Genomic DNA, 19,237 nt, shown 5'->3' on the forward strand with positions numbered 1-19,237 from the left:
ATCGTCATTTTTTGTTCATATGAACAAATCAACCGTCGAGATTGAGCCCGAGATAGAGCAGGAACTTGTCATCTAACTTGTTGAAATTTAACCCTGTTATCTGCTCTATCCGGGTCAGCCGGTAACGCAGGGTATTGGGATGAATGAACAAGGAATCGGCACAGGGATGCAGATCACAATCCTGCAAGAAATATTGGCGCAGCGTCTTTTGCAGCGTTCCCTTTGCATCCTCTTGCGCCAGCCTGAGCAGGGGAGCCCGCAGCTGATCCGCCTGCCAGGAGTCCGCCAGACTGCCGAGCAGCACCGGCAGCCGGTAATCCTCGAAGAAGTAGACCTGTTTGCGCGGCGCCTGGCGCATGCCACGGCGCAGGGTGTCGCGGGCGGTCTGGTAGGAGCGGGCCAGGCCGTCGATCCCGGCGAAGTAATCACCCACCCCGATGCGCACCTTGAAATGGGGAATGCGGGCCAGCAGTTGCTTGATGCGGCTGCGCTCCTGCGCCGATTGCCAGACGCCGTCGCTGAGCTGAGCCGGTTTGAGCACCACTATCTCGTCCAGGCCGTTGATGGCCACCAGGTTGTCCCGCTCCGGGTACTCCAGCAGATGCACCAGCTCCCGCAGCCGGGCGGGATCGGCCTCCTCCAGCGTCAGCACGGCCACCACCCGAGGCTGGGCCAGATCCAGCTCGAGGAAGCGGGCCGCCTGCTGCAGCTGATCGACCCGCCCCTCGCCGCGGATGAGCTGCAGCACCAGCTCCTCCTTGTGGCGCTTGTCCCACTGCAGCTGCTCGGTCAGCGCCGCCTGCTCCAGGATCAGCTCGGCGGTCATCCGCACCAGCTCGGCGTAAGCGCGCACTTCCTCCGGATCCCCCGAGATGCCGATGACCCCGAGCAGCTCCCCCTGATAGGCGATGGGCAGGTTGATGCCGGGCCGCACCCCCTTGAGCTGCTGGGCGGTGGCCTCGCTGATCTCCACCACCCGGTTCTCGGTCAGCGCCAGCACGGCCCCCTCGTGGCGCTGGTGCAGCCGCTCCGGATTGCCTGAGGCGATGATGAGGCCGCGTTCATCCATCACGTTGACCGAGAACGAGAGGATCTTCATCGCCCGGCTGACGATCTGCCGGGCCAGGGTATCATTTAGCTGCATGGGCTCTCCGGGTAAAAGCTGAGGTGACCAGAGGCGATGATGAGACGGCGCCTTCGTCCATCAGGTTGACCGAAAACGAGAGGATCTTCATCGCCCGGCTGACGATCTGCCGGGCCAGGGGGTCATTTAGCTGCATGGTCTCTCCGGGCAAAAAGCTGAGGTGGTCGCGCAAAGATGCCACATCATCAAGACAAGCGAGGGGGGGATCGCTAGAATAGGCCACTTTACCCCAGGTGTGCCCACCATGGATCACGGATTTGGCGCAGGCCCAGTCCCCTGGTGATGGCCCCGTCCTTTCGATATGGATCCCGTTATGGACTATGAATTTCGCCGCGACCCGTTCGGTGGCTATCGCGCCCGGTTCTCCATGGGCCATGAAGCCATAGGTCAATGGCTGATCGACGAGGTGGGAAAGGATGAGGAGAAGCTCGACGAGCTGTTCTCCATCATCGACCAGCTGTCCAACCGCAGCCGTGTCGAATACCGTCTGCTCGGCGGCGACTATTCGCTGCTGCTCACCCATGAGGAGGCGGAGGTGAAGGCCAACGTCCTCAATATCGAGCAGGATGAGGATCTCGACGATCTCGCCTACTACGATGATGAGCAGCTGGCCATGTGCGGACTGGAAGACTTTGCCCAGGTGCTCGGCTCTTGGCGCGCCTTTATCCGCAATGAGGATATGGGCTGATCACCCTCTATTATCGGGCAAGCATGCCCGCTGCAACCCAACAGGATTGACTATGTCTATTTACGATTTTGATGACGAACTGCCGGAAGACGAAGAACAGGAATCCAGCCAGAAAGCCGCCGTGCCCGCCAAGAAGAAGGGCAAGCAGGTGATGAACACTCAGGTCAACCTGAGCCCGCGCGATGCCAGCCGCCTGAACGGCCTGCACGTGGAAGCCATCACCACCCTGGACGACGTCAGCCTGCCGAAGAACGTCATCTTCAAGGCCGGCCTGATCGCCCTGGGCGAGCTGGAAGCGACCAAGCGTGCCGATATCATCGCCCGCGTGATTGCCGAATCCGGCCGTTAATACGGCTTGGGTGCGTTAAGTCGCGCCACCACCTCTCACCAAAGCCGGAGCCTCTGCTCCGGCTTTTTTATTGGCCAGACAGCGGCCGACAGGTGGCACAACAGACCGCGGCAGGGATCCGACCAGTCTATCGAGCCTTGTGCCAGGGGGAAGGGATCGTTAAGGTGCGCCCCTTCTAACTCGCAAGGAGACTCAATGTTACCGCTACCCGATGCCTTGATCTGGGGAGTGCTGGCGCTGGCCGTGCTGCTCTGCCTGGCCCGCCAGCCGAGACCCGGCCTGATCCTGCTGGGGCTCGCCCTGCTGGCCGCCCTCTGGCTGGGGCGCCTCAGCCCCTTCGCCGCGCTGGTCAGCCTCGCCGGCCTGTTGCTGGCCTGGCAAACCCCCAGCCTGCCCCAACCCTGGCGTGGCATCGCACTGACGCTGGTGCTGCTGTGGGCCATCGCCCTGACGCTGCATCTGGTGCCGGGCTTTGACAACCTCAGGGTACTGGATCGGGTGCAGGCCGGCCCCGCCAGCGTGCCCTTCAGCCTGTATCTCAATCTGGACAAGCCGCTGATCTTCTTCGGCCTGCTGCTGGCCTGGCCCACCCTGCTCGGCCAGGGAGGCCCCATCCGCTGGCGACCACTGGCCCTGCTCATCCTGCCACTGGCGGCCCTGTTGCTGGCGGCCTGGCAGCTCGGCGCCCTCAGGCCAGAACCGGGGCTGCCCCACTGGTGGTGGCTGTTTGCCCTCAACAACCTGCTATTCACCTGTGTGGCGGAGGAGGCGCTGTTTCGGGGCCTGATCCAGCAAGGGGTGGCGAACCGAAGCAAGCCCTGGTTCGGTCTCCTGGTCGCCAGCCTGCTGTTCGGGGCGGCGCATCTGGCCGGAGGCCCGCTGCTGATGCTGTTTGCCGCCCTGGCGGGGGCCTGCTACGGGCTGGCGTTCCAGCTCAGCGGACGGCTGAGCGTCGCCATCCTGTTGCATTTTTTGTTCAACTTCGCCCACCTGGCCCTGTTCACCTACCCGCTGGCCAGCCGCTGAGGCCCCACTGGCATCGCCTCTTGAGCGAACGACGGACAAAAAAATGCCCCGAACACAGGTTCGGGGCATTTTTCATCGACCCGGTTCAGTCGACGTAGAAGGTCTGCTGGAAGGTCAGCGTCTGCTGCTGCCCCTCGCCCATGATCTTCAGGGTGAACTGATAGGTATCTTCGTTGCGGTAGGGCAGCACCGCCAGATAATAGATGGAGTCCCCCTCCTTCACCTCCTGAAAGCTCAGGGTGCGAATGGTGCCGGTGAGGTTCTTGGCCTCCCCGCTGATGCCCACCGCCTGGGCCACCCCCTGCTTGTTTTGCACCGCTATGTTGACGATGCCGTTGTAGCGGCTGCGCTCCAGACCATAGGCCTTGGCCACCTCGGGGGTGAGGAAGCTGGAGTTGAAGGCGTTGTAATGCACCTGCCAGGGACCCAGCTCCTTCATCTGTTCGGCCCGCAGTGGCAGCGTCATCAACAGTGCCAACAGGCAGCTAATCCAGGCTGTTTTCATGATGTCATCCTTCTCGTGTTTACGACTCCAGCAGGGCACTGATCTCGGCGGGGATCTGCCTTGGCGCCTCGATGGCGACCGTCTTGTGCCGTCCCAGCTCCCCCCGCACTATGCGGACCTGCCCCTTGGCCACCTTGAACTGCTTGGCCAGGTACTTGATCAGATGGCCATTGGCCTGGCCATCCACCGGCGGCGCCGTGATGGCCACTTTCAACTCCTCGCCGTGCAACCCGACGATCTGATCCCGGCTCGCCTTGGGCTGGATCACCAGATGCAGTATCAGCCCGTCCCCTTCTCGCAGGACGGCCGGCATCAGATCATCAACCACAGTTGGCCGAACAGATCCCCTAACAGATAGTTTATGGCCTGCAAGCCGATAAAGGCGACCAACACCGAGAGATCCAGGCCACCCAGTGCCGGCAGGATGCGGCGGATCGGAGCCAGGAAGGGTTCGGTCAGCTGGTGCATCACGTATTCGATGGGGTTGCGACCCTGGCTGACCCAGCTCAGGATGGCGCGGATCAGCAGCACCCAGAAGATCATGGCGCCCGCCTTCTTCAGCACGGTGAGGGCGGCGAACAGGCTGAGGGTGAGCCAGTCGGTCAGCAGCACGTTCATGCTCTTGAGCAACGCCAGCTTGGCGAAGGCGATGATCAGGGCCAGCAGCACCGAGGCCATGTCCAGCCCGCCGAAGCCGGGAATGATGCGACGCAGCGGCACTACCAGCGGGTTGGTCAGCTTGACCACCGTCTGGCTCATGGGGTTGTAGAAGTCGGCGCGGGCCCACTGCAACCAGACGCGCAGCAACACCACCATGAGGTAAATATCAAAAACCGTATTAATCAGAAAGTAAGCCGTGTTCATCCGGGCTCCTTGTTAAGCCGTAAGCGTGATCAGAAAAAGGTTTCCATCTCGGCGGCCCGGGTGACGGCCGCCTGCATGGCGTGAGCGGTCAGCGGCATCAGCCCCTGCTCCTGGAATGTCTTGACGGCCTCGGCCGTGGTGCCGCCCTTGCTGGTCACCTGCTCGCGCAGGGTCTGCAAGGAGAGCTGGGGGTTCTGCTCCACCATGGCGGCGGCGCCGAGGGCGGTCTGCTGCACCAGCAGGCGGGCCTGCTCGGGCGAGAAGCCCATCGCCTCCGCCTGCTCGGCGATCGCCTGCATAAACAGGAAGAAGTAGGCAGGCGCACTGCCCGCCGCCGCGATGACGCCGTTGATGCCGCTCTCCTGCTCGACCCAGAGGGTCTTGCCCACGGCCTGCATCATCTGTTCGGCAAAGTCGCGATCCCCCTGCTCGATGCCCGCCGGGGCATAGAGACCCGTCATCCCCAGTCCCAGCAGGGAGGGAGTATTGGGCATGGTGCGGATGATGCGAGTGTGACCCCCCGCCATCTCGCCAAGGCGCGCCACCTTGATGCCGGCGGCGATGGAGACGAGCAGCTTGCCGGTCAGCGACCCCAGCTCGGCGACCAGTGCGCCCAGCATGGCGGCCATCAGCTGCGGCTTGACCGCCAGCACTATGACCTCGGCCGCCCGGGCCGCCTCGGCGTTGTCCTGGGTGATGCGAATGCCATAGTCGCTCGCCAGCGCATCCAGTTTGGGACGGCTGGGGTTGGCGGCGATGATGCGCTCGGCCGGATAACCCGCCTGGATCAGGCCGGCAATGATGCTGCGGCTCATGTTGCCCGCCCCGATGAAGGCGAGGATCTTATGCTGCATCTTGCACTCCTGCTGATGAAATGACTGCGGAGCCCTGCGTGCCCGCCCCGATGAAGGCGAGGGTTCTATGTTGCATCAAACACTCCTGTTATTGGCTGCCAACACGGCGGTTCGCCTGCGCCGACGAAGGCGAGGACAGGCGGCACCCCGTGCTGCTGTTTATGAATAATCGCGGGCACCGAAGATGGCGGTGCCGACTCGTACCATGGTGCTGCCATGGGCGATCGCCGGCTCGAGATCCTCGGTCATGCCCATCGAGAGGGTATCGACACTCGGGTATTGTTGCGCAAGCTCGGTGAACAGAGCCTGCATACGCCGCATCTGTGCGGCCAATACCGCCTCGTCACTGGTATGCTCGGGAATGGCCATCAGGCCACGCAGCACCAGCCGTTCACTCCGGGCGACCAGCGCGGCCAGGCGGAAAATCTCTTGCTCCGACGTACCGGATTTGCTGCTCTCTCCGCTAATATTGATTTGCAGACAGACATTTAGCGGAGCCAGCCCGGCCGGACGCTGGCTATTGAGGCGCTCGATCAGCTTGTCACGATCGACACTTTGTACCCAGTCGAATCGCTCCGCCACCAGTCTGGATTTGTTTGATTGCAGCGGGCCGATAAAGTGCCACTCTATGTCTGCGCAGTCGGCCTGGGCGCGCAGGGTGTCGATCTTGGCCGCCGCCTCCTGGGCATAGGATTCGCCGAATCGGCGCTGACCCGCGGCATAGGCGGCCTGGATGTCTTCCAGCGGCTTGGTCTTGCTGACCGCGAGCAGCTGGATATGTTCGGCTCCGCGGCCAACCCGCCGGGCAGCCTGTACAATACGTTCCTTTACCTGAAGCAGGTGCTGGGCAATCTGGTTCATATTTCGTTCGTGATCTTGTGATGGGAGAATAACAAGTCTATGGATATCACAGAGTTATTGGCTTTCAGTGTAAAGCATAAGGCCTCGGATCTACACCTCTCGGCCGGGGTTCCCCCGATGATCAGGGTTGATGGGGAGGTTCGCAAGATCAATTTGCCCGCCCTGGAACACCGGGAAGTGCACGCCCTCATCTACGACATCATGAACGACCACCAGCGCAAGGAGCTGGAAGAGAACTTCGAGGTGGATTTCTCCTTCGAGGTGCCCAACCTGGCCCGCTTCCGGGTCAACGCCTTCCAGCAGGCGCGCGGCTCGGGCGCCGTGTTCCGCACCATCCCCAGCACAGTGCTGAGCCTGGAGGATCTGGGGGCCCCGGAGATGTTTCGCAAGATCGCCGAATTCCCCCGCGGCCTGGTGCTGGTCACCGGCCCGACCGGCTCGGGCAAGTCCACCACCCTGGCGGCCATGGTCGATTACATCAACGACAACTTCCACCACCACATCCTCACCATCGAGGATCCCATCGAATTCGTGCACGAAAACAAGCGCTGCCTGGTCAACCAGCGCGAGGTGCACCGCGACACCAGGAGTTTCGCCAACGCCCTGCGCTCGGCGCTGCGGGAGGATCCGGACATCATACTGGTGGGGGAGATGCGCGATCTGGAGACCATACGTCTCGCCATGACCGCCGCCGAGACCGGCCATCTGGTGTTCGGCACCCTGCACACCTCCTCGGCCGCCAAGACCATAGACAGGATCATCGACGTCTTCCCCGGCTCGGAGAAGGACATGGTGCGCTCCATGCTGTCCGAGTCCCTGCGCGCCGTCATCTCCCAGACCCTGCTCAAGCGGATCGGCGGGGGTCGGGTGGCGGCCCACGAGATCATGATGGGCATCCCCGCGGTGCGAAACCTCATCCGGGAAGACAAGATTGCCCAGCTCTACTCCGTCATCCAGACCGGGATGACCCACGGCATGCAGACCATGGATCAGAGCCTCAAGCAGTTGGTCAACCGGGGCATAGTCGCCGCCCTCGACGCCAAGGCCAAGGCGGCCGATCCCAACAGTATCTAGGACAAGCTCACCCCAAGGAGACACTATGAACATGGATGTTCTGCTGGCTGAACTGGTTGCCCAAAAGGGCTCGGATCTGTTCATCACGGTCGATGCACCGCCCACCCTCAAGGTCAATGGGCGCCTGGTGTCGCTCGGCGATAAACCGCTGGACAGGCCGGCTGCGCTTGCCCTGGTCAGGGAGAGCCTGGACGCTGAGCACTTCGAGCGCTACCTGCATAGCCGGGAGGCGAACTACGCCATCCATCGCGAGGCGCTGGGACGGTTCCGGGTCAGCGCCTTCTGGCAGCAGGATATGCCGGGCATGGTACTGCGCCGCATCGAGACCCATATCCCCAGCTTCGGCGAGCTGGTGCTGCCCCCCATCTTGCAGGAGGTGGCCATGGCCAAGCGCGGGCTGGTGCTGTTTGTCGGTGCCACCGGGGCCGGCAAGTCCACCACCCAGGCGGCCATGATTGGTTATCGCAACCAGCACGGGGACGGTCACATACTGACAGTGGAAGATCCGGTGGAGTTCGTGCATCAGCACGGCCGCTGCCTGATCACCCAGCGGGAGGTGGGCATCGATACCGAATCCTTCGATGTGGCGCTCAAGAACTCCATGCGCCAGGCGCCGGATGTCATCCTCATTGGCGAGATCCGCAACCAGGAGACCATGGAGCTGGCCATCCAGTTTGCCGAGACGGGCCACCTCTGTCTCGCCACCCTGCACGCCAACAATGCCAACCAGGCGCTGGATCGCATCCTCCATCTGGTGCCAGAGGCGAAACACCGCCAGTTCCTGTTCGATCTCTCCTTCAACCTGCGCGCCATCGTCGCGCAGCAGCTACTGCCCTGCACCGATGGCAGCCGCCGGGTCGCCGCCTTCGAGATCCTGCTCAACACCCCGCTCATCACCGACATCATCCGCAAGGGCGAGATGCATCGGCTCAAGGAGGTGATGACCAAATCCAGCGAGCTCGGCATGCAGACCTTCGATCAGGCGCTGTTCGCCCTGTTCTGCGCCGGCCAAATTGGCTACAGTGAGGCCCTTGCCCACGCTGACTCCGCCAACGACCTGCGGCTGCTGATCAAGCTGTCCGGTCGTGAGCAGCTGGGCGCAGGTTCATTGGACAACGTCACCCTGGACGAATGAGGGGCGTGCGTCACCGCTAGAAAGGATAGTTATGCTGATTGTGGTTTCCCCGGCCAAAACGCTGGATTACGAGTCGCCGCTGGTGACTTCCCGTTTCACCCTGCCCGCGTTGCTGGATCACTCCGCCCGGCTGATCACCCGAGCCCGGCAACTGGCCCCGGATCAGATCGCCAGCCTGATGAAGATCAGCGACAAGCTGGCAGGACTGAACGCGGCACGCTTCGCGCAGTGGCAACCGGATTTCACCCCGAGCAACGCCCGCCAGGCGCTGCTGGCCTTCAAGGGCGATGTCTACACGGGTCTTGCCGTGGAAGACTTCAGCGAAGCGGACCTCGACTTTGCCCAGGCACACCTGCGCATGTTGTCCGGCCTCTATGGCGTGCTGCGCCCGCTCGACCTGATGATGCCCTACCGGCTGGAGATGGGGATCCGTCTCGACAACGAGCGCGGCAAGGATCTGTATCAATTCTGGGGCGACATCATCACCGAGCACCTCAACCAGGCGCTGGCCGCACAGGGGAGCGAGGTGCTGGTCAATCTGGCGTCCGACGAATACTTCAAGTCGGTACGCCCGCGGGTACTGAAGGGCCGGATAGTGACGCCTGTGTTCAAGGACGAGAAGAACGGTCAGTTCAAGATCATCAGCTTCTACGCCAAGAAGGCTCGCGGCATGATGGCGCGCCACATCATCAAGCACAGGTTAACCGAGGTGGAGCAGCTGATCGGTTTCAATGCCGGTGGCTACTATTTCGTGCCAGAAGAGTCTGATGCGCACACCCTGATGTTCAAGCGTGCTGAAAATTAATTACAAAATGAGGGAACCAAGTTCAGGATCCCCGGGTCTGAATACGTGAATCCTCTGTTGTAAGCACTTTTTGTTAGCCGACGTTTATGCGTCGGCTTTTTTCTGCGCGTCTTTCCACCCGCCGGCAGGGCGCCGGTGGCAGCAAACAAAACGGCCATCCGAGGATGGCCGTTTTGCATCATGTATTACTTCTTTTTCTTGGCCGACTTCTTCTTGCCATCCTTAGGTTTCTTCTTCTTCACCGGCACCCGCGCTTCCTTATGCTTGGGACGCAGCACGTCGATCACCCGGCGCTTGAGGCGCTCTTCGGTGTAACGCTCGATCTTGGAGACCATGGCCATATCGTGGGCCTCCACCAGGCTGATGGCGCAGCCACGGTTGCCGGCTCGACCGGTGCGGCCGATGCGGTGCACATAGACGTCGGTGCCGTAGGGCATGTCGTAGTTGATGACATGGCTGACGTTGGGCAAGTCGATACCACGGGCGGCCACGTCGGTGGCGATGAGGAAGGGCACTTCACCGGCGTGGAACTTGCGGATCGACTCGATGCGCTTGCTCTGCTCCATCTCGCCACGGATCCAGGCGCAGGAGACACCGGCCGCCTGCAACTGGCCGGAGAGCTCAGCCAGCCGCTCACGGGTCTTGACGAAGACGATGGCCTTCTGGGTTTCCGGATCCTTCAGGATGTGGATCAGCAGCGCCAGCTTGTGGGCGGCATCATCGGCCAGGTGCACCCACTGGGTGATAGGGCGACGCTCGCTGCGGGGGGGCTCGGCGTGCAGCTCGACCGGCTCCTTGAGGATCTCGTTGGCGAACTTCTCCAGCCCGGCCCCTTCCAGGGTCGCGGAGAACAGCATGGTGTGCTTGCGGTAACGCGCCTCGGCCACGATGCGGTTCACGTCCTTGACGAAGCCCATGTCCAGCATGCGGTCGGCTTCATCCAACACCAGTACCTCGATGTCGTGGCTCTCGAACTCTTCTTTGTCGATGTATTCCAGCAAGCGGCCCGGGGTCGCCACCACGATGTCGGTGGTCTTGGTCAAGGCCGGCAGCTGCTCTTCGTGGCTGACACCGCCGATGATGGTCTCGATGCTGAGGTGGGTGTGCACCGCCAGCGCCTTGGCGTGGGCACTGACCTGCAGCGCCAGCTCGCGGGTCGGGGTCAGGATCAGCATGCGGCACGGGCCCGGCTTGCGGCGCGGGAAATCCAGCAGGTGTTGCATGGCGGGCAGCAGGAAGGCGGCCGTCTTGCCGGTACCGGTCGGAGCGGATGCCAGAATATCGCGGCCGTCCAGGGCTGGCTCCAGCACCATCTGCTGAATGGTAGTGGGGCGGGTGAATCCCATCTCGGCCAGGGCCCGGTTGAGGGCTGGATTCAGGTCGAAATCATCAAAGGACTGGCTCATGGCAATACTCGGTCATTAAGGAAACGGCAGATTATAGGCGATTATGCCGCCGGCTCCTATGGCGACTATGGCTTAGCCGCTATAATCGCCGACCATTTTGGGTATGGCAGAGAGATGGCGGGGGTCAGATGGGACGAAACAGCGGTTTTACCTTCAAACAATTTCACATCGATCACGATCGCTGCGCCATGAAAGTCGGCACCGACGCCATACTGCTGGGAGCCTGGGCGCCCATCGCCGCGGCGCGTCGGGTGCTGGACATAGGCACCGGCAGCGGCCTCATCGCGCTGATGCTGGCCCAGCGCAGCCATGCCGACTGTCACATCGACGGGGTGGAGCTGGATAAGGATGCAGTCGCCCAGGCCAGAGCGAACGTGGCGGCCTCCCCCTGGCCCACCCGGGTCGGCATCATCGAGAGTGCGATTCAGGACTATCAGGCAGCGCCCTACGATCTCATCGTCTCCAACCCCCCCTATTTCGTGGCGGGTCAGTCGTTTAGCGATCCGGCCAGGGCGCGGGCCCGCCACACCGGCGCCCTCGGCAGCCGGGATCTGCTGGCGGCGTGCGCTCGTTTGCTGGCCGCCGACGGGCGGGTGGCGCTGGTGCTGCCGACCGCCATGGCGGATGAAATTTTATGCATCTCGGCAGATTATGATCTGTACGGCGTTTGTTATACAGCTGTTATCACCAGAGCAGGTAAAGCGGCAAATCGCGTTTTATTGCTACTTGGCAGAGGATTAAGCAGGTGTGAGAGGGATGAGATTGTGATCCATTCTACTGCTGGAGGCTATTCCGACAGATACATCCAACTAACCCACCCCTTCTATTTGAAGATGTAAATTTCGCCTTGAACTATTTTTTCACATCATTATGCTGACTGGCAAACGAGCACCCGCTCAAGACCAGCTCAAACCACTGGTCGCGATGAAAAAAGCAGCGGGGCTCCTTTTTTTTACCCCTGAACAACACCGGTCATCGACCAATAAAAAACTATAACAAGCAATAGTTTACAAGACAGACGAGGTTGAACTTGACGAAATCACTCACATTATCCGACGTACTCGGATTGGGCTTCATGACCTTTGCCTTCTATTTGGGCGCCGGTAACATCATCTTCCCGCCGCTGGCCGGTTACATGGCAGGCGAGAACCTTCCCCTGGCCATGCTGGGCTTCCTGGTTACCGCGGTGGGCCTGCCGCTCATCACCATCCTCGCCGTCGCCAAGGCCGGCAACGGCTGGGCCGGCATGACCAAGCTGCTGCCCGCCGGCGTGGCCACCACCCTGGCCGTCGCCATCTACATCATCATAGGCCCGGCCTTCGCCGCCCCCCGTACCGGCCTGGTGGCCTACGAGATGGGCCTCAAGCCCTTCATCGGTGACATGGGACAGGCCGGTCTGGTCGTCTACACCCTGTTCTTCTTCGGGGTCGCCATGCTGGTCTCCCTCAACCAGGGCAAGCTGATGGATGCCATCGGCAAGTATCTGACCCCGGTGCTGATGATCCTGCTGCTGACCCTGGCCGTCGGCGTCTTCGTCGCACCCCAGGGCACCATGCCCGCCGCGTCCGGCGACTATCAGCACAGCCCCCTGGTGAAAGGGATCCTGGAAGGCTACAACACCATGGACACCCTGGCGTCCCTGATGTTCGGCGCCCTGATCGTCGATCTGCTGCGCAAGAAAGGCATCAACGACTACCAGAGCCAGTTCAAGTACCTGGCCATCGCGGGCGTCATCTCCGCCATCGGTCTGTCCGTGGTCTATGTCTCCCTGTTCCAGCTGGGTAACACCGCTGCCGGCGTGGCCTCAGACGTCAGCAATGGCGGCGCCATCGTGAACGCCTATGTGCTGAGCCTGTTCGGTCAGCCGGGCCAGTTCATCCTGGCGGGTATCATCACCCTGGCCTGCTTCACCACCGCCGTGGGCCTGATCTCCGCCTGCTCCGACTTCTTCCACAATCTCACCGGCATCAGCTACCAGAAGCTGGTCGTGCTGCTGGGGAGCATCTGTGCCGTGGTCGCCAACGTGGGCCTGAGCCAGCTCATCAGCCTCTCCATTCCGGTGCTGGTTGCCATCTATCCGGTTGCCGTGGCGCTGGTGCTGGTCACTTTCCTGAAGGGCTACTTCGGTCGTCCCCGCCTGGTGTTCCGCTCCGTGTTGCTGGTCGCCTTCCTGTTCGGCTGCCTGGATGGCCTCGGCGCTGCCGGCATGAAGATGGATGCGTTCGCCTTCCTGCCGCTGTTTGACAAGGGCCTGGCCTGGTTGCTGCCGACCCTGCTGGCCTGTGGCCTCGGCGTGCTGGTCCGCACCGGCGACAAGCTGGCTGCCGAAGCCGCCTGATCGTCCGTCATACCGATACAAGAGAGGCCAGCATCTGCTGGCCTCTCTGTTTTTGTGTGATTGCCGGGGCGCTGCCCTGGTACGGGAAATGGAGCTAGAGCACGGATGCTGGCTTGGGTCTGCCCTCCAGTCCATACCAATGCTGCTCCACCCGACCGGCATGCCACTGGAAGGTGCCCCAGGGCCGGTCTGCCTGCCAGCGCGGGAAGCTGATCAGCACGCTGTTGTCTTCATACTTGTAGATAGAGGTGTTGATCTGGATATCGGACAGGATCAGCAGCAGGACGCCACCGATGAAACTCCATTTCAGCGCTTTCCACATGATGGTTACTCGAAGCAGATTTCGATGGTGGCACGGCCGTAGTCAGAATCGAACGGCATCATGATCTTGGCACCATCTGCCCTGTGAGTGATGGTGTGGTTGGGACCCGAGACGATGATCGGGGTCGCCATGTCAAACTCGTAGCCCTTCTCCCCCAGCATGCGCTTGGCGCCGCCGGTCACCATGTTGGTGATCTCACCCACCATGTCGGTCACCTCCTCATTGAGGGTGGCCGGAGCCTCCCCCAGCATGCGGCGCATGATCTCGAGCGCCAGCCCCTTCTCGAAGCTGATGGAGAGCGAACCCCTGGTCTGCGGGCCCACCATGCCGATGAGACCGGAGACATCCCCTCGTGCCAGCTCATCCGTCTTGCGCTTGGGGGCGCCCGGCTTGAGTTCCAGCTGTGCCATGGTGGAGAGCACGTTGAGCAGGGAGAGCAGGAACGGGTTTACAAAATCAGCCTTCATCTTGACTTCCTACGGTGGACGAACAGCGAGCGCATTGACCATGAGCCTCTATGGTCTTGTTGGTAATAGTAAAACCATGCAGGTGAGCCTGCTCGGAAAAGGCGCCGTCGATGGCCGGATCATGCAGCTCGACCACCTCCCCGCAGCGATCGCAGATCAGCAACTGCATGGGATGGGCATGGTCGAAATGGCAGCAGAAGATGAAGGCGTTGAGGGACTCGACCTTGTGGGCGAAACCCTGCTCGAGCAGAAAGTCGAGCGCCCGGTAGACGGTCGGGGGCTTGGCATGGGCCTCGGTCTGCTGCAGCTGGGCCAGCAGATCGTAGGCGCTGATGGCGTTGCCATGGGCGGCAAGCAGCCGCAGAACCTGGCGCCGGGTCGGGGTAAACCGGATCCCGCGTTGCTCGCAGAGGCGTTCCGCTCGTTGTAAAAGTTGGTCTTGATTCATGATCACACAGTCACCCTGTCAATTAGCCGGATACTATCACAGGGCCCCAGGTGGCGCGGCGACAAAATTCATTTTCTGGGGCCGTCTCACGTTGTGGTAGAATCCGGCCCCTTGTTTTGCCAACCCGGATGATTTTTATGCAGGCGCAGCGCTTTTCCATCGCCCCCATGCTGGACTGGACCGATCGGCATTGCCGTTATTTCCACCGTCTGATGACCCGCCAGACACTGCTCTACACCGAGATGGTGACCACGGGCGCCATCATCCATGGCAAGGGCGATTATCTGGGTTACAGCGAGCAGGAGCACCCCATCGCCCTGCAGCTCGGGGGCAGCAACCCGGCCGATCTGGCCCGCTGCGCCAAGCTGGCGGAGGAGCGCGGTTATGACGAGATCAACCTCAACGTGGGCTGCCCGTCCGATCGGGTCCAGAACGGCCGCTTCGGCGCCTGCCTGATGGGTGAACCGACCCTGGTCGCCGATTGCGTCAAGGCGATGCGCGATGTGGTGAGCATTCCGGTGACGGTCAAGACCCGGATCGGCATCGACGAGCAGGATTCCTACGAATTCTTGCAAGCCTTCATCGAGCAGGTGCGCGACGCCGGCTGCGAGACCTTCATCGTCCACGCCCGCAAGGCCTGGCTGAGCGGCCTGAGCCCGCGTGAGAACCGCGAGATCCCGCCACTCGACTACCCGCGTGTCTATCGGGTCAAGCAGGATTATGCCGACCTGACCATAGCCCTCAACGGGGGTGTGACCAGCCTGGAGCAGACCCTGGATCACCTGCAGCATGTGGACGGGGTCATGATGGGGCGTGAGGCCTATCAGAATCCCTATCTGCTGGCCCAAGTGGACAGCCAGGTATTCGGCCTGGGCGGTGAGCTGCCGAGCCGCCACGAGGTGGTACGGATGATGCTGCCCTACATGGAGTCGGAGCTGGCCAAGGGCAACTACCTCTCCCACATGACCCGTCACATGCTCGGCCTGTTCCAGAACATGCAGGGCGCCCGCGCCTGGCGTCGCCACCTGAGCGAGAACGCCTGCAAACCGGGCGCTGATATCCAGGTGGTGCTGGATGCCATGGCCAAGGTACCCGAGTTCGCCAGCCCGCTGACGGTGGAGTAAGCCATGTATCGCTTCACCGGCTCCTGGCTGCACAAGGCGTTGGTGCGCCTCTGCGCCGGCCTGCTTGCCATCCTCGGCATCAAGCTCACCGCCTTCTACCTGCTCGGGCTGGTGCTCGTGCTGGGACTGCACAAGGATCAGCTGCTGCACTAGCAGCCACCACACTCATGCCGATGAGCCATGAAAAAGCCGGAACAGGAGATGTTCCGGCTTTTTTATATCGATTTTATAGGGATCGCGGCGCCCTGATTACTCGCTCAGATCAACAAACTGCAGCTCGGGGGGCGACGAGGTCAGCACGTCGGCGCAGTAGTCCCAGGTCGAGATGCGATAGTGCTGCAGATCCTCGTCCAGATGCAGGCCATCGGACTCCTGATGGAACCAGCTGGCGAAGCGGGACGGGATGATCAGCTGGATCTGCTCCTCTATGGTATGACTGTCCCGGCCTTCCGCCAGGTCGCAATCCTCCATCACCCGCACGGCGAAGATGTGGCGGAAACTGACCCGGCAGAGCGGCTGCGGTGGCAGGTCGATACTGCGCGCGCGGCCCAGCATGACGGTCAGGGTGTCACTCCAGATATCCTGATGCAGTTCGGCCACGACCAGGCCGGGGGGAAGCTGGCGGGACGGTGCCCAAGGCACGGCCACCTGCCGAATGGCATTCTTCTGTTCCATCATCCACCTCACTACAGCGCATGCCATATTCTGAGTGTATCCGAAACAAATTAGGCTGACGATGGCAAGAAAAAACCCGGCGTGAGCCGGGTTTCATTCGATAACTTTACGCCCTTACTTTACGGCGTCTTTCAGCGCCTTGCCTGCCACAAAGGACGGCACATTGGCGGCTGCAATCTGGATCTCTTTACCAGTTTGCGGGTTGCGGCCGGTGCGGCCTGCGCGATGGTTTACCTTGAAGGTACCAAAACCCACCAACTGAACGGCATCGCCCTCTTTCAGACTCTGGGTAATACCATTGATGATCTCTTCCAGAGCCACTTTGGCCTGAGCTTTGCTCAGGTCTGCTTTGGCGGCAATTGCATCGACAAGTTGAGCTTTGTTCATAACATTTCCTTTATGATCGGGCATTTAGCACCGGGCCACTCTATTCAAAAAAAAACACTCAGGCAAAGGCTTTATCAGCCGGATTGGCTTGAATGCTGGGGTTTTCATCAAGATCTGCGGAAATAGTCACATATCTCGCCCCCTAGTCATCATTCATGACCAGAAAGCGGCGAGCAAGTGATGAGGACTTGTACCCGAAGCCCCATCTGATGTAACAATATCCCCACACTCCTATTGACGGTCAACCGTATTTTCCCTAGTTATAGGGGGTGTCGTCAGTCGATGAGAATGACCGGAGGCATGCAGCCATAGCGCCGCATGTCCATGCCCATGGAGGGACTATGTTAACTGAACTGGAACAAACCAAGCGCGCTTTGGCAGGCAAGCACAGGGCGATCGATGACTGGCTGGATGCCAGGCAGGCGTTGCTGGTCGAGTACATGCGATTGGCCGGGCTCATGCCCGCCAGATCCAAGCAGCGATCCCTCCCCGGTCACGTCGACTTGCAGCGCTTCTGCGAGCAGCTGGTCGACTATGTCAGCGCCGGTCACTTCGAGATCTACAACCACGTGGTCACCGCCTTCGAGCAGGCCAGCGGCGACAAGCTGGAGCTGGCCAAGCGCATCTATCCCCACATCCGGGCCTGCACCGAGTTCGCTCTGGAATTCAACGATAAATACAGCAATGCCGACGAGGCCCAGTTACTGCTGCTCGATGAGGATCTGAACCAGCTGGGCCCAGTGCTGGAGGACAGGTTCAAGCAGGAAGACCGACTGGTCAAGGCATTGCAAGTGGTCGAGTCCCTCAGCCACCCGCAACCCTGATGCTCAATACCGGAGCCACCTCAAGGTCCTGATGAACAAGCTGCATTACACTTTGGAGCATGATTTGTTAGCACTGCGTCCAAACGCAGACCGGAGATGAGCATGCCCGAGCGCCGTCACTTTACCAGGATCTTCTATTTGACCGCCGCCAGCCTGGTGCAGGGCCAGCGCCAATGGCCGACCCAGCTGATCGATGTGTCCCTGCAAGGCGCCCTGCTGCTCAGACCCGAAGCCTGGTCTGGCAGCGACGACAAGGAGTATGAGCTCAGCTTCGTGCTGAGCGGCAGTGACATAGTGATCAGGATGCAGGTAGAACTGACCCACGAGGCCAGCAAGAAGCTGGGATTCTACTGCCACCACATCGACATCGACAGCGCCAGCCATCTGAAGCGGATGATCGAGCTGAACGTGGGGGAGGAGCAGTTGCTGTATCGCGAGCTGGAACAACTGCTGGAAGAGCACCAGGAGCACGCTCAGCCCTAGCCTAGGATAAGCCACGAAAAAGGAGCGCCGATGCGCTCCTTTTTGTTGTCTGCTTGCCATTCTATGGATCGCACTCTCTTTAGAGGGCTTCCAGCGCATCCGCCAGCTTCTTCACCGGCACCACTTCCATCCCTTCAATGGGATGCTTGGGGGCGTTGGCATAGGGGACTATGGCACGGCGGAAGCCATGCTTGGCCGCCTCTTGCAGCCGCTCCTGACCGGACGGCACCGGCCGGATCTCGCCAGACAGCCCCACCTCGCCGAACACCACCAGATCCTTGGGCAGGGCCTGATCCCGGAAGCTGGAGACCATGGCCAGCAGCAACGCCAGATCCGCACTGGTCTCCTCGACCTTGACCCCGCCGACCACGTTGATGAAGACGTCCTGATCCGCCATCTGCAGGCCGCCGTGACGGTGCAGCACCGCCAGCAGCATGGCGAGGCGGTTGTGATCCATCCCCACCGCCACCCGCCGCGGGTTGGCAACCTGGGAGTAGTCCACCAGCGCCTGCAGCTCCACCAACAGCGGGCGGGTACCCTCCCAGATCACCATCACGATGGAACCCGGGGCCTGCTCGTCACCGCGGCTCAGGAAGATGGCGGAGGGGTTGCTCACCTCCTTCATCCCCTGCCCCGTCATGGCGAACACCCCGAGCTCGTTGACCGCGCCGAACCGGTTCTTGTGGGAGCGCAGGGTCCGAAAGCGCGAGTCGTGGGCCCCATCCAGCAGCACAGAGCAGTCGACGCAGTGTTCCAGCACCTTGGGACCGGCCAGGGTGCCGTCCTTGGTGACATGGCCCACCATGAAGATGGCGACGTGGTTCTGCTTGGCATAGCGGGTGAGCAGGGCCGCCGACTCCCGCACCTGGGAGACGGAGCCGGGGGATGACTGCACATCCGCCACATGCATCACCTGGATGGAGTCGATGACCATGATCTGCGGCTGTTCCTGCTGGGCGATGATGCAGATCTGCTCCACGCTGGTCTCGGACAGCATCCGCAGCTTGTCGGTGGGCAGCCCCAGCCGGCTGGCACGCATCGCCACCTGTTGCAGGGACTCCTCCCCGGTCACATACAGGGTCTTCATCCGCTCGGCCAGGCCACACATGGTCTGCAGCAGCAGCGTCGATTTGCCTGCCCCCGGGTTGCCGCCGATGAGGATGGCCGAACCGGGCACCACACCGCCGCCCAGCACCCGATCCAGCTCCTTGAAGCCCGAGCCGAAGCGGGGGATCTCGGTGGTCGCGACCTCGGCCAGGGTCTGTACCTGGCTGCCGATGGCGCCGGCATAGCCGGTGTAGCGGGCACTCTTGCCAGGGGTAGTGACGCCCAGCCGGACCTCGGTGATGGTGTTCCACTCCTTGCACTCGCCACACTGACCTTGCCAGCGAGAGAAGTCGGCTCCACATTCGGTACAAACATAGGCAGTTTTGTTTTTGGCCATGGATAACTCGGGGA

At 61.5% G+C, this 19,237-nt stretch carries 26 protein-coding genes; 12 read left to right on the plus strand and 14 right to left on the minus strand.

What is annotated here, in order from left to right; genetic code table 11:
• Nucleotides 1-28: 28 nt before the first annotated feature.
• Both AACW18_RS19220 and AACW18_RS19225 read right to left on the minus strand, forming a co-directional pair.
• Nucleotides 29-1,144: a sugar diacid recognition domain-containing protein gene (locus tag AACW18_RS19220; RefSeq protein ID WP_218291171.1), complete on the minus strand. Its 1,116-nt coding sequence runs from the start codon at nt 1,142-1,144 to the stop codon at nt 29-31.
• The gene (locus AACW18_RS19225) at nt 1,131-1,280 is read right to left on the minus strand and encodes a hypothetical protein (protein ID WP_218389565.1); all 150 of its coding nucleotides are present in this window, start codon (nt 1,278-1,280) and stop codon (nt 1,131-1,133) included. Before AACW18_RS19225 ends, AACW18_RS19220 begins: the two co-directional genes overlap by 14 nt.
• 177 nt (nt 1,281-1,457) lie before the next feature.
• On the opposite strand from AACW18_RS19225, the gene AACW18_RS19230 reads away from it, so the two are divergent.
• From AACW18_RS19230 to AACW18_RS19240, 3 genes are all read left to right on the plus strand, one after another.
• Nucleotides 1,458-1,832 carry a YacL family protein gene (locus tag AACW18_RS19230; RefSeq protein ID WP_042652094.1) on the plus strand — a complete coding sequence of 125 codons (375 nt, stop codon included), beginning with the start codon at nt 1,458-1,460 and terminating at the stop codon, nt 1,830-1,832.
• 52 nt (nt 1,833-1,884) lie between these two features.
• Nucleotides 1,885-2,181 (plus strand): hypothetical protein, encoded by a 297-nt coding sequence (locus tag AACW18_RS19235; protein ID WP_005332293.1) that lies wholly within the window; start codon nt 1,885-1,887, stop codon nt 2,179-2,181.
• 195 nt (nt 2,182-2,376) lie between these two features.
• A complete protein-coding gene (locus tag AACW18_RS19240) occupies nt 2,377-3,207 on the plus strand; it encodes a CPBP family intramembrane glutamic endopeptidase (RefSeq protein ID WP_218389566.1) in 831 nt (276 codons plus the stop codon).
• An 85-nt stretch (nt 3,208-3,292) separates the two neighbouring features.
• Here AACW18_RS19240 and AACW18_RS19245 read toward each other — a convergent pair whose 3' ends face one another.
• From AACW18_RS19245 to AACW18_RS19265, 5 genes are all read right to left on the minus strand, one after another.
• Nucleotides 3,293-3,712, minus strand: coding sequence for a DUF4426 domain-containing protein (locus AACW18_RS19245; protein WP_218389567.1), 420 nt, complete (start codon nt 3,710-3,712; stop codon nt 3,293-3,295).
• A gap of 19 nt (nt 3,713-3,731) precedes the next feature.
• Complete coding sequence (gene yggU / locus AACW18_RS19250; protein ID WP_218291168.1) at nt 3,732-4,025, minus strand: DUF167 family protein YggU; 294 nt, start codon at nt 4,023-4,025, stop codon at nt 3,732-3,734.
• Nucleotides 4,025-4,576, minus strand: coding sequence for a YggT family protein (locus AACW18_RS19255; protein WP_042652090.1), 552 nt, complete (start codon nt 4,574-4,576; stop codon nt 4,025-4,027). The genes yggU and AACW18_RS19255 overlap by 1 nt, the downstream gene beginning before the upstream one ends.
• Before the next feature lie 29 nt (nt 4,577-4,605).
• The gene (proC, locus tag AACW18_RS19260; protein ID WP_218389568.1) at nt 4,606-5,430 is read right to left on the minus strand and encodes a pyrroline-5-carboxylate reductase; all 825 of its coding nucleotides are present in this window, start codon (nt 5,428-5,430) and stop codon (nt 4,606-4,608) included.
• A 159-nt stretch (nt 5,431-5,589) separates the two neighbouring features.
• Nucleotides 5,590-6,291, minus strand: a complete 702-nt coding sequence (locus AACW18_RS19265; protein ID WP_042652088.1) for a YggS family pyridoxal phosphate-dependent enzyme — start codon at nt 6,289-6,291, stop codon at nt 5,590-5,592.
• Between the two features lie 39 nt (nt 6,292-6,330).
• Here AACW18_RS19265 and tapT point away from each other — a divergent pair, with 39 nt between their 5' ends.
• Genes tapT through yaaA form a run of 3 tightly spaced genes read left to right on the plus strand, consistent with a single transcriptional unit; the run spans nt 6,331 to nt 9,305 of the window.
• On the plus strand, nt 6,331-7,365 hold the full coding sequence (tapT, locus tag AACW18_RS19270) for a type IVa pilus ATPase TapT (RefSeq protein ID WP_042652087.1): 1,035 nt from the start codon (nt 6,331-6,333) through the stop codon (nt 7,363-7,365).
• A 25-nt stretch (nt 7,366-7,390) separates the two neighbouring features.
• Nucleotides 7,391-8,500, plus strand: a complete 1,110-nt coding sequence (locus AACW18_RS19275; protein WP_042652086.1) for a PilT/PilU family type 4a pilus ATPase — start codon at nt 7,391-7,393, stop codon at nt 8,498-8,500.
• 31 nt (nt 8,501-8,531) lie between these two features.
• Nucleotides 8,532-9,305: a peroxide stress protein YaaA gene (gene yaaA, locus AACW18_RS19280; protein ID WP_218328606.1), complete on the plus strand. Its 774-nt coding sequence runs from the start codon at nt 8,532-8,534 to the stop codon at nt 9,303-9,305.
• A gap of 185 nt (nt 9,306-9,490) precedes the next feature.
• Here yaaA and srmB read toward each other — a convergent pair whose 3' ends face one another.
• Nucleotides 9,491-10,711, minus strand: coding sequence for an ATP-dependent RNA helicase SrmB (gene srmB, locus AACW18_RS19285; protein ID WP_042652084.1), 1,221 nt, complete (start codon nt 10,709-10,711; stop codon nt 9,491-9,493).
• Between the two features lie 128 nt (nt 10,712-10,839).
• On the opposite strand from srmB, the gene AACW18_RS19290 reads away from it, so the two are divergent.
• Complete coding sequence (locus tag AACW18_RS19290; protein WP_218389569.1) at nt 10,840-11,550, plus strand: tRNA1(Val) (adenine(37)-N6)-methyltransferase; 711 nt, start codon at nt 10,840-10,842, stop codon at nt 11,548-11,550.
• A gap of 236 nt (nt 11,551-11,786) precedes the next feature.
• On the plus strand, nt 11,787-13,049 hold the full coding sequence (gene brnQ, locus AACW18_RS19295) for a branched-chain amino acid transport system II carrier protein (RefSeq protein ID WP_242380592.1): 1,263 nt from the start codon (nt 11,787-11,789) through the stop codon (nt 13,047-13,049).
• A gap of 94 nt (nt 13,050-13,143) precedes the next feature.
• Here the strand turns inward: brnQ and AACW18_RS19300 are convergent, their stop codons facing one another.
• From AACW18_RS19300 to zur, 3 genes are read right to left on the minus strand one after another with little or no spacing between them, the layout of a single operon-like run.
• Entirely contained in the window at nt 13,144-13,371 is a 228-nt protein-coding gene (locus AACW18_RS19300) for a hypothetical protein (protein WP_042652082.1), read from the minus strand.
• Nucleotides 13,372-13,376: 5 nt separating this feature from the next.
• Complete coding sequence (locus AACW18_RS19305; RefSeq protein WP_042652081.1) at nt 13,377-13,838, minus strand: chemotaxis protein CheX; 462 nt, start codon at nt 13,836-13,838, stop codon at nt 13,377-13,379.
• A complete protein-coding gene (gene zur / locus AACW18_RS19310; RefSeq protein WP_042652080.1) occupies nt 13,828-14,286 on the minus strand; it encodes a zinc uptake transcriptional repressor Zur in 459 nt (152 codons plus the stop codon). The genes AACW18_RS19305 and zur overlap by 11 nt, the downstream gene beginning before the upstream one ends.
• Nucleotides 14,287-14,423: 137 nt before the next feature.
• Between zur and dusA the strand changes: the two genes are divergently transcribed.
• Both dusA and AACW18_RS19320 read left to right on the plus strand, forming a co-directional pair.
• Complete coding sequence (gene dusA / locus AACW18_RS19315; protein ID WP_218389570.1) at nt 14,424-15,410, plus strand: tRNA dihydrouridine(20/20a) synthase DusA; 987 nt, start codon at nt 14,424-14,426, stop codon at nt 15,408-15,410.
• A gap of 3 nt (nt 15,411-15,413) precedes the next feature.
• Nucleotides 15,414-15,563: a hypothetical protein gene (locus AACW18_RS19320; protein ID WP_218389571.1), complete on the plus strand. Its 150-nt coding sequence runs from the start codon at nt 15,414-15,416 to the stop codon at nt 15,561-15,563.
• 96 nt (nt 15,564-15,659) lie between these two features.
• Here AACW18_RS19320 and AACW18_RS19325 read toward each other — a convergent pair whose 3' ends face one another.
• Both AACW18_RS19325 and hupA read right to left on the minus strand, forming a co-directional pair.
• A complete protein-coding gene (locus AACW18_RS19325; RefSeq protein ID WP_042652078.1) occupies nt 15,660-16,085 on the minus strand; it encodes a hypothetical protein in 426 nt (141 codons plus the stop codon).
• 114 nt (nt 16,086-16,199) lie between these two features.
• Complete coding sequence (gene hupA / locus AACW18_RS19330) at nt 16,200-16,472, minus strand: nucleoid-associated protein HU-alpha (protein ID WP_005305063.1); 273 nt, start codon at nt 16,470-16,472, stop codon at nt 16,200-16,202.
• Between the two features lie 341 nt (nt 16,473-16,813).
• Here hupA and AACW18_RS19335 point away from each other — a divergent pair, with 341 nt between their 5' ends.
• On the plus strand, nt 16,814-17,296 hold the full coding sequence (locus AACW18_RS19335) for an Rsd/AlgQ family anti-sigma factor (protein WP_042652077.1): 483 nt from the start codon (nt 16,814-16,816) through the stop codon (nt 17,294-17,296).
• A 102-nt stretch (nt 17,297-17,398) separates the two neighbouring features.
• Nucleotides 17,399-17,779, plus strand: a complete 381-nt coding sequence (locus AACW18_RS19340) for a PilZ domain-containing protein (RefSeq protein ID WP_042652198.1) — start codon at nt 17,399-17,401, stop codon at nt 17,777-17,779.
• A 79-nt stretch (nt 17,780-17,858) separates the two neighbouring features.
• On the opposite strand, the gene radA is transcribed toward AACW18_RS19340, so the two are convergent.
• Nucleotides 17,859-19,223 (minus strand): DNA repair protein RadA, encoded by a 1,365-nt coding sequence (radA, locus tag AACW18_RS19345; protein ID WP_218389572.1) that lies wholly within the window; start codon nt 19,221-19,223, stop codon nt 17,859-17,861.
• Between the last annotated feature and the right edge of the window lie 14 nt (nt 19,224-19,237).

The sequence above is a fragment of the Aeromonas sp. sia0103 genome, assembly GCF_963895295.1.
GTDB classification, from domain to species: domain Bacteria; phylum Pseudomonadota; class Gammaproteobacteria; order Enterobacterales; family Aeromonadaceae; genus Aeromonas; species Aeromonas encheleia.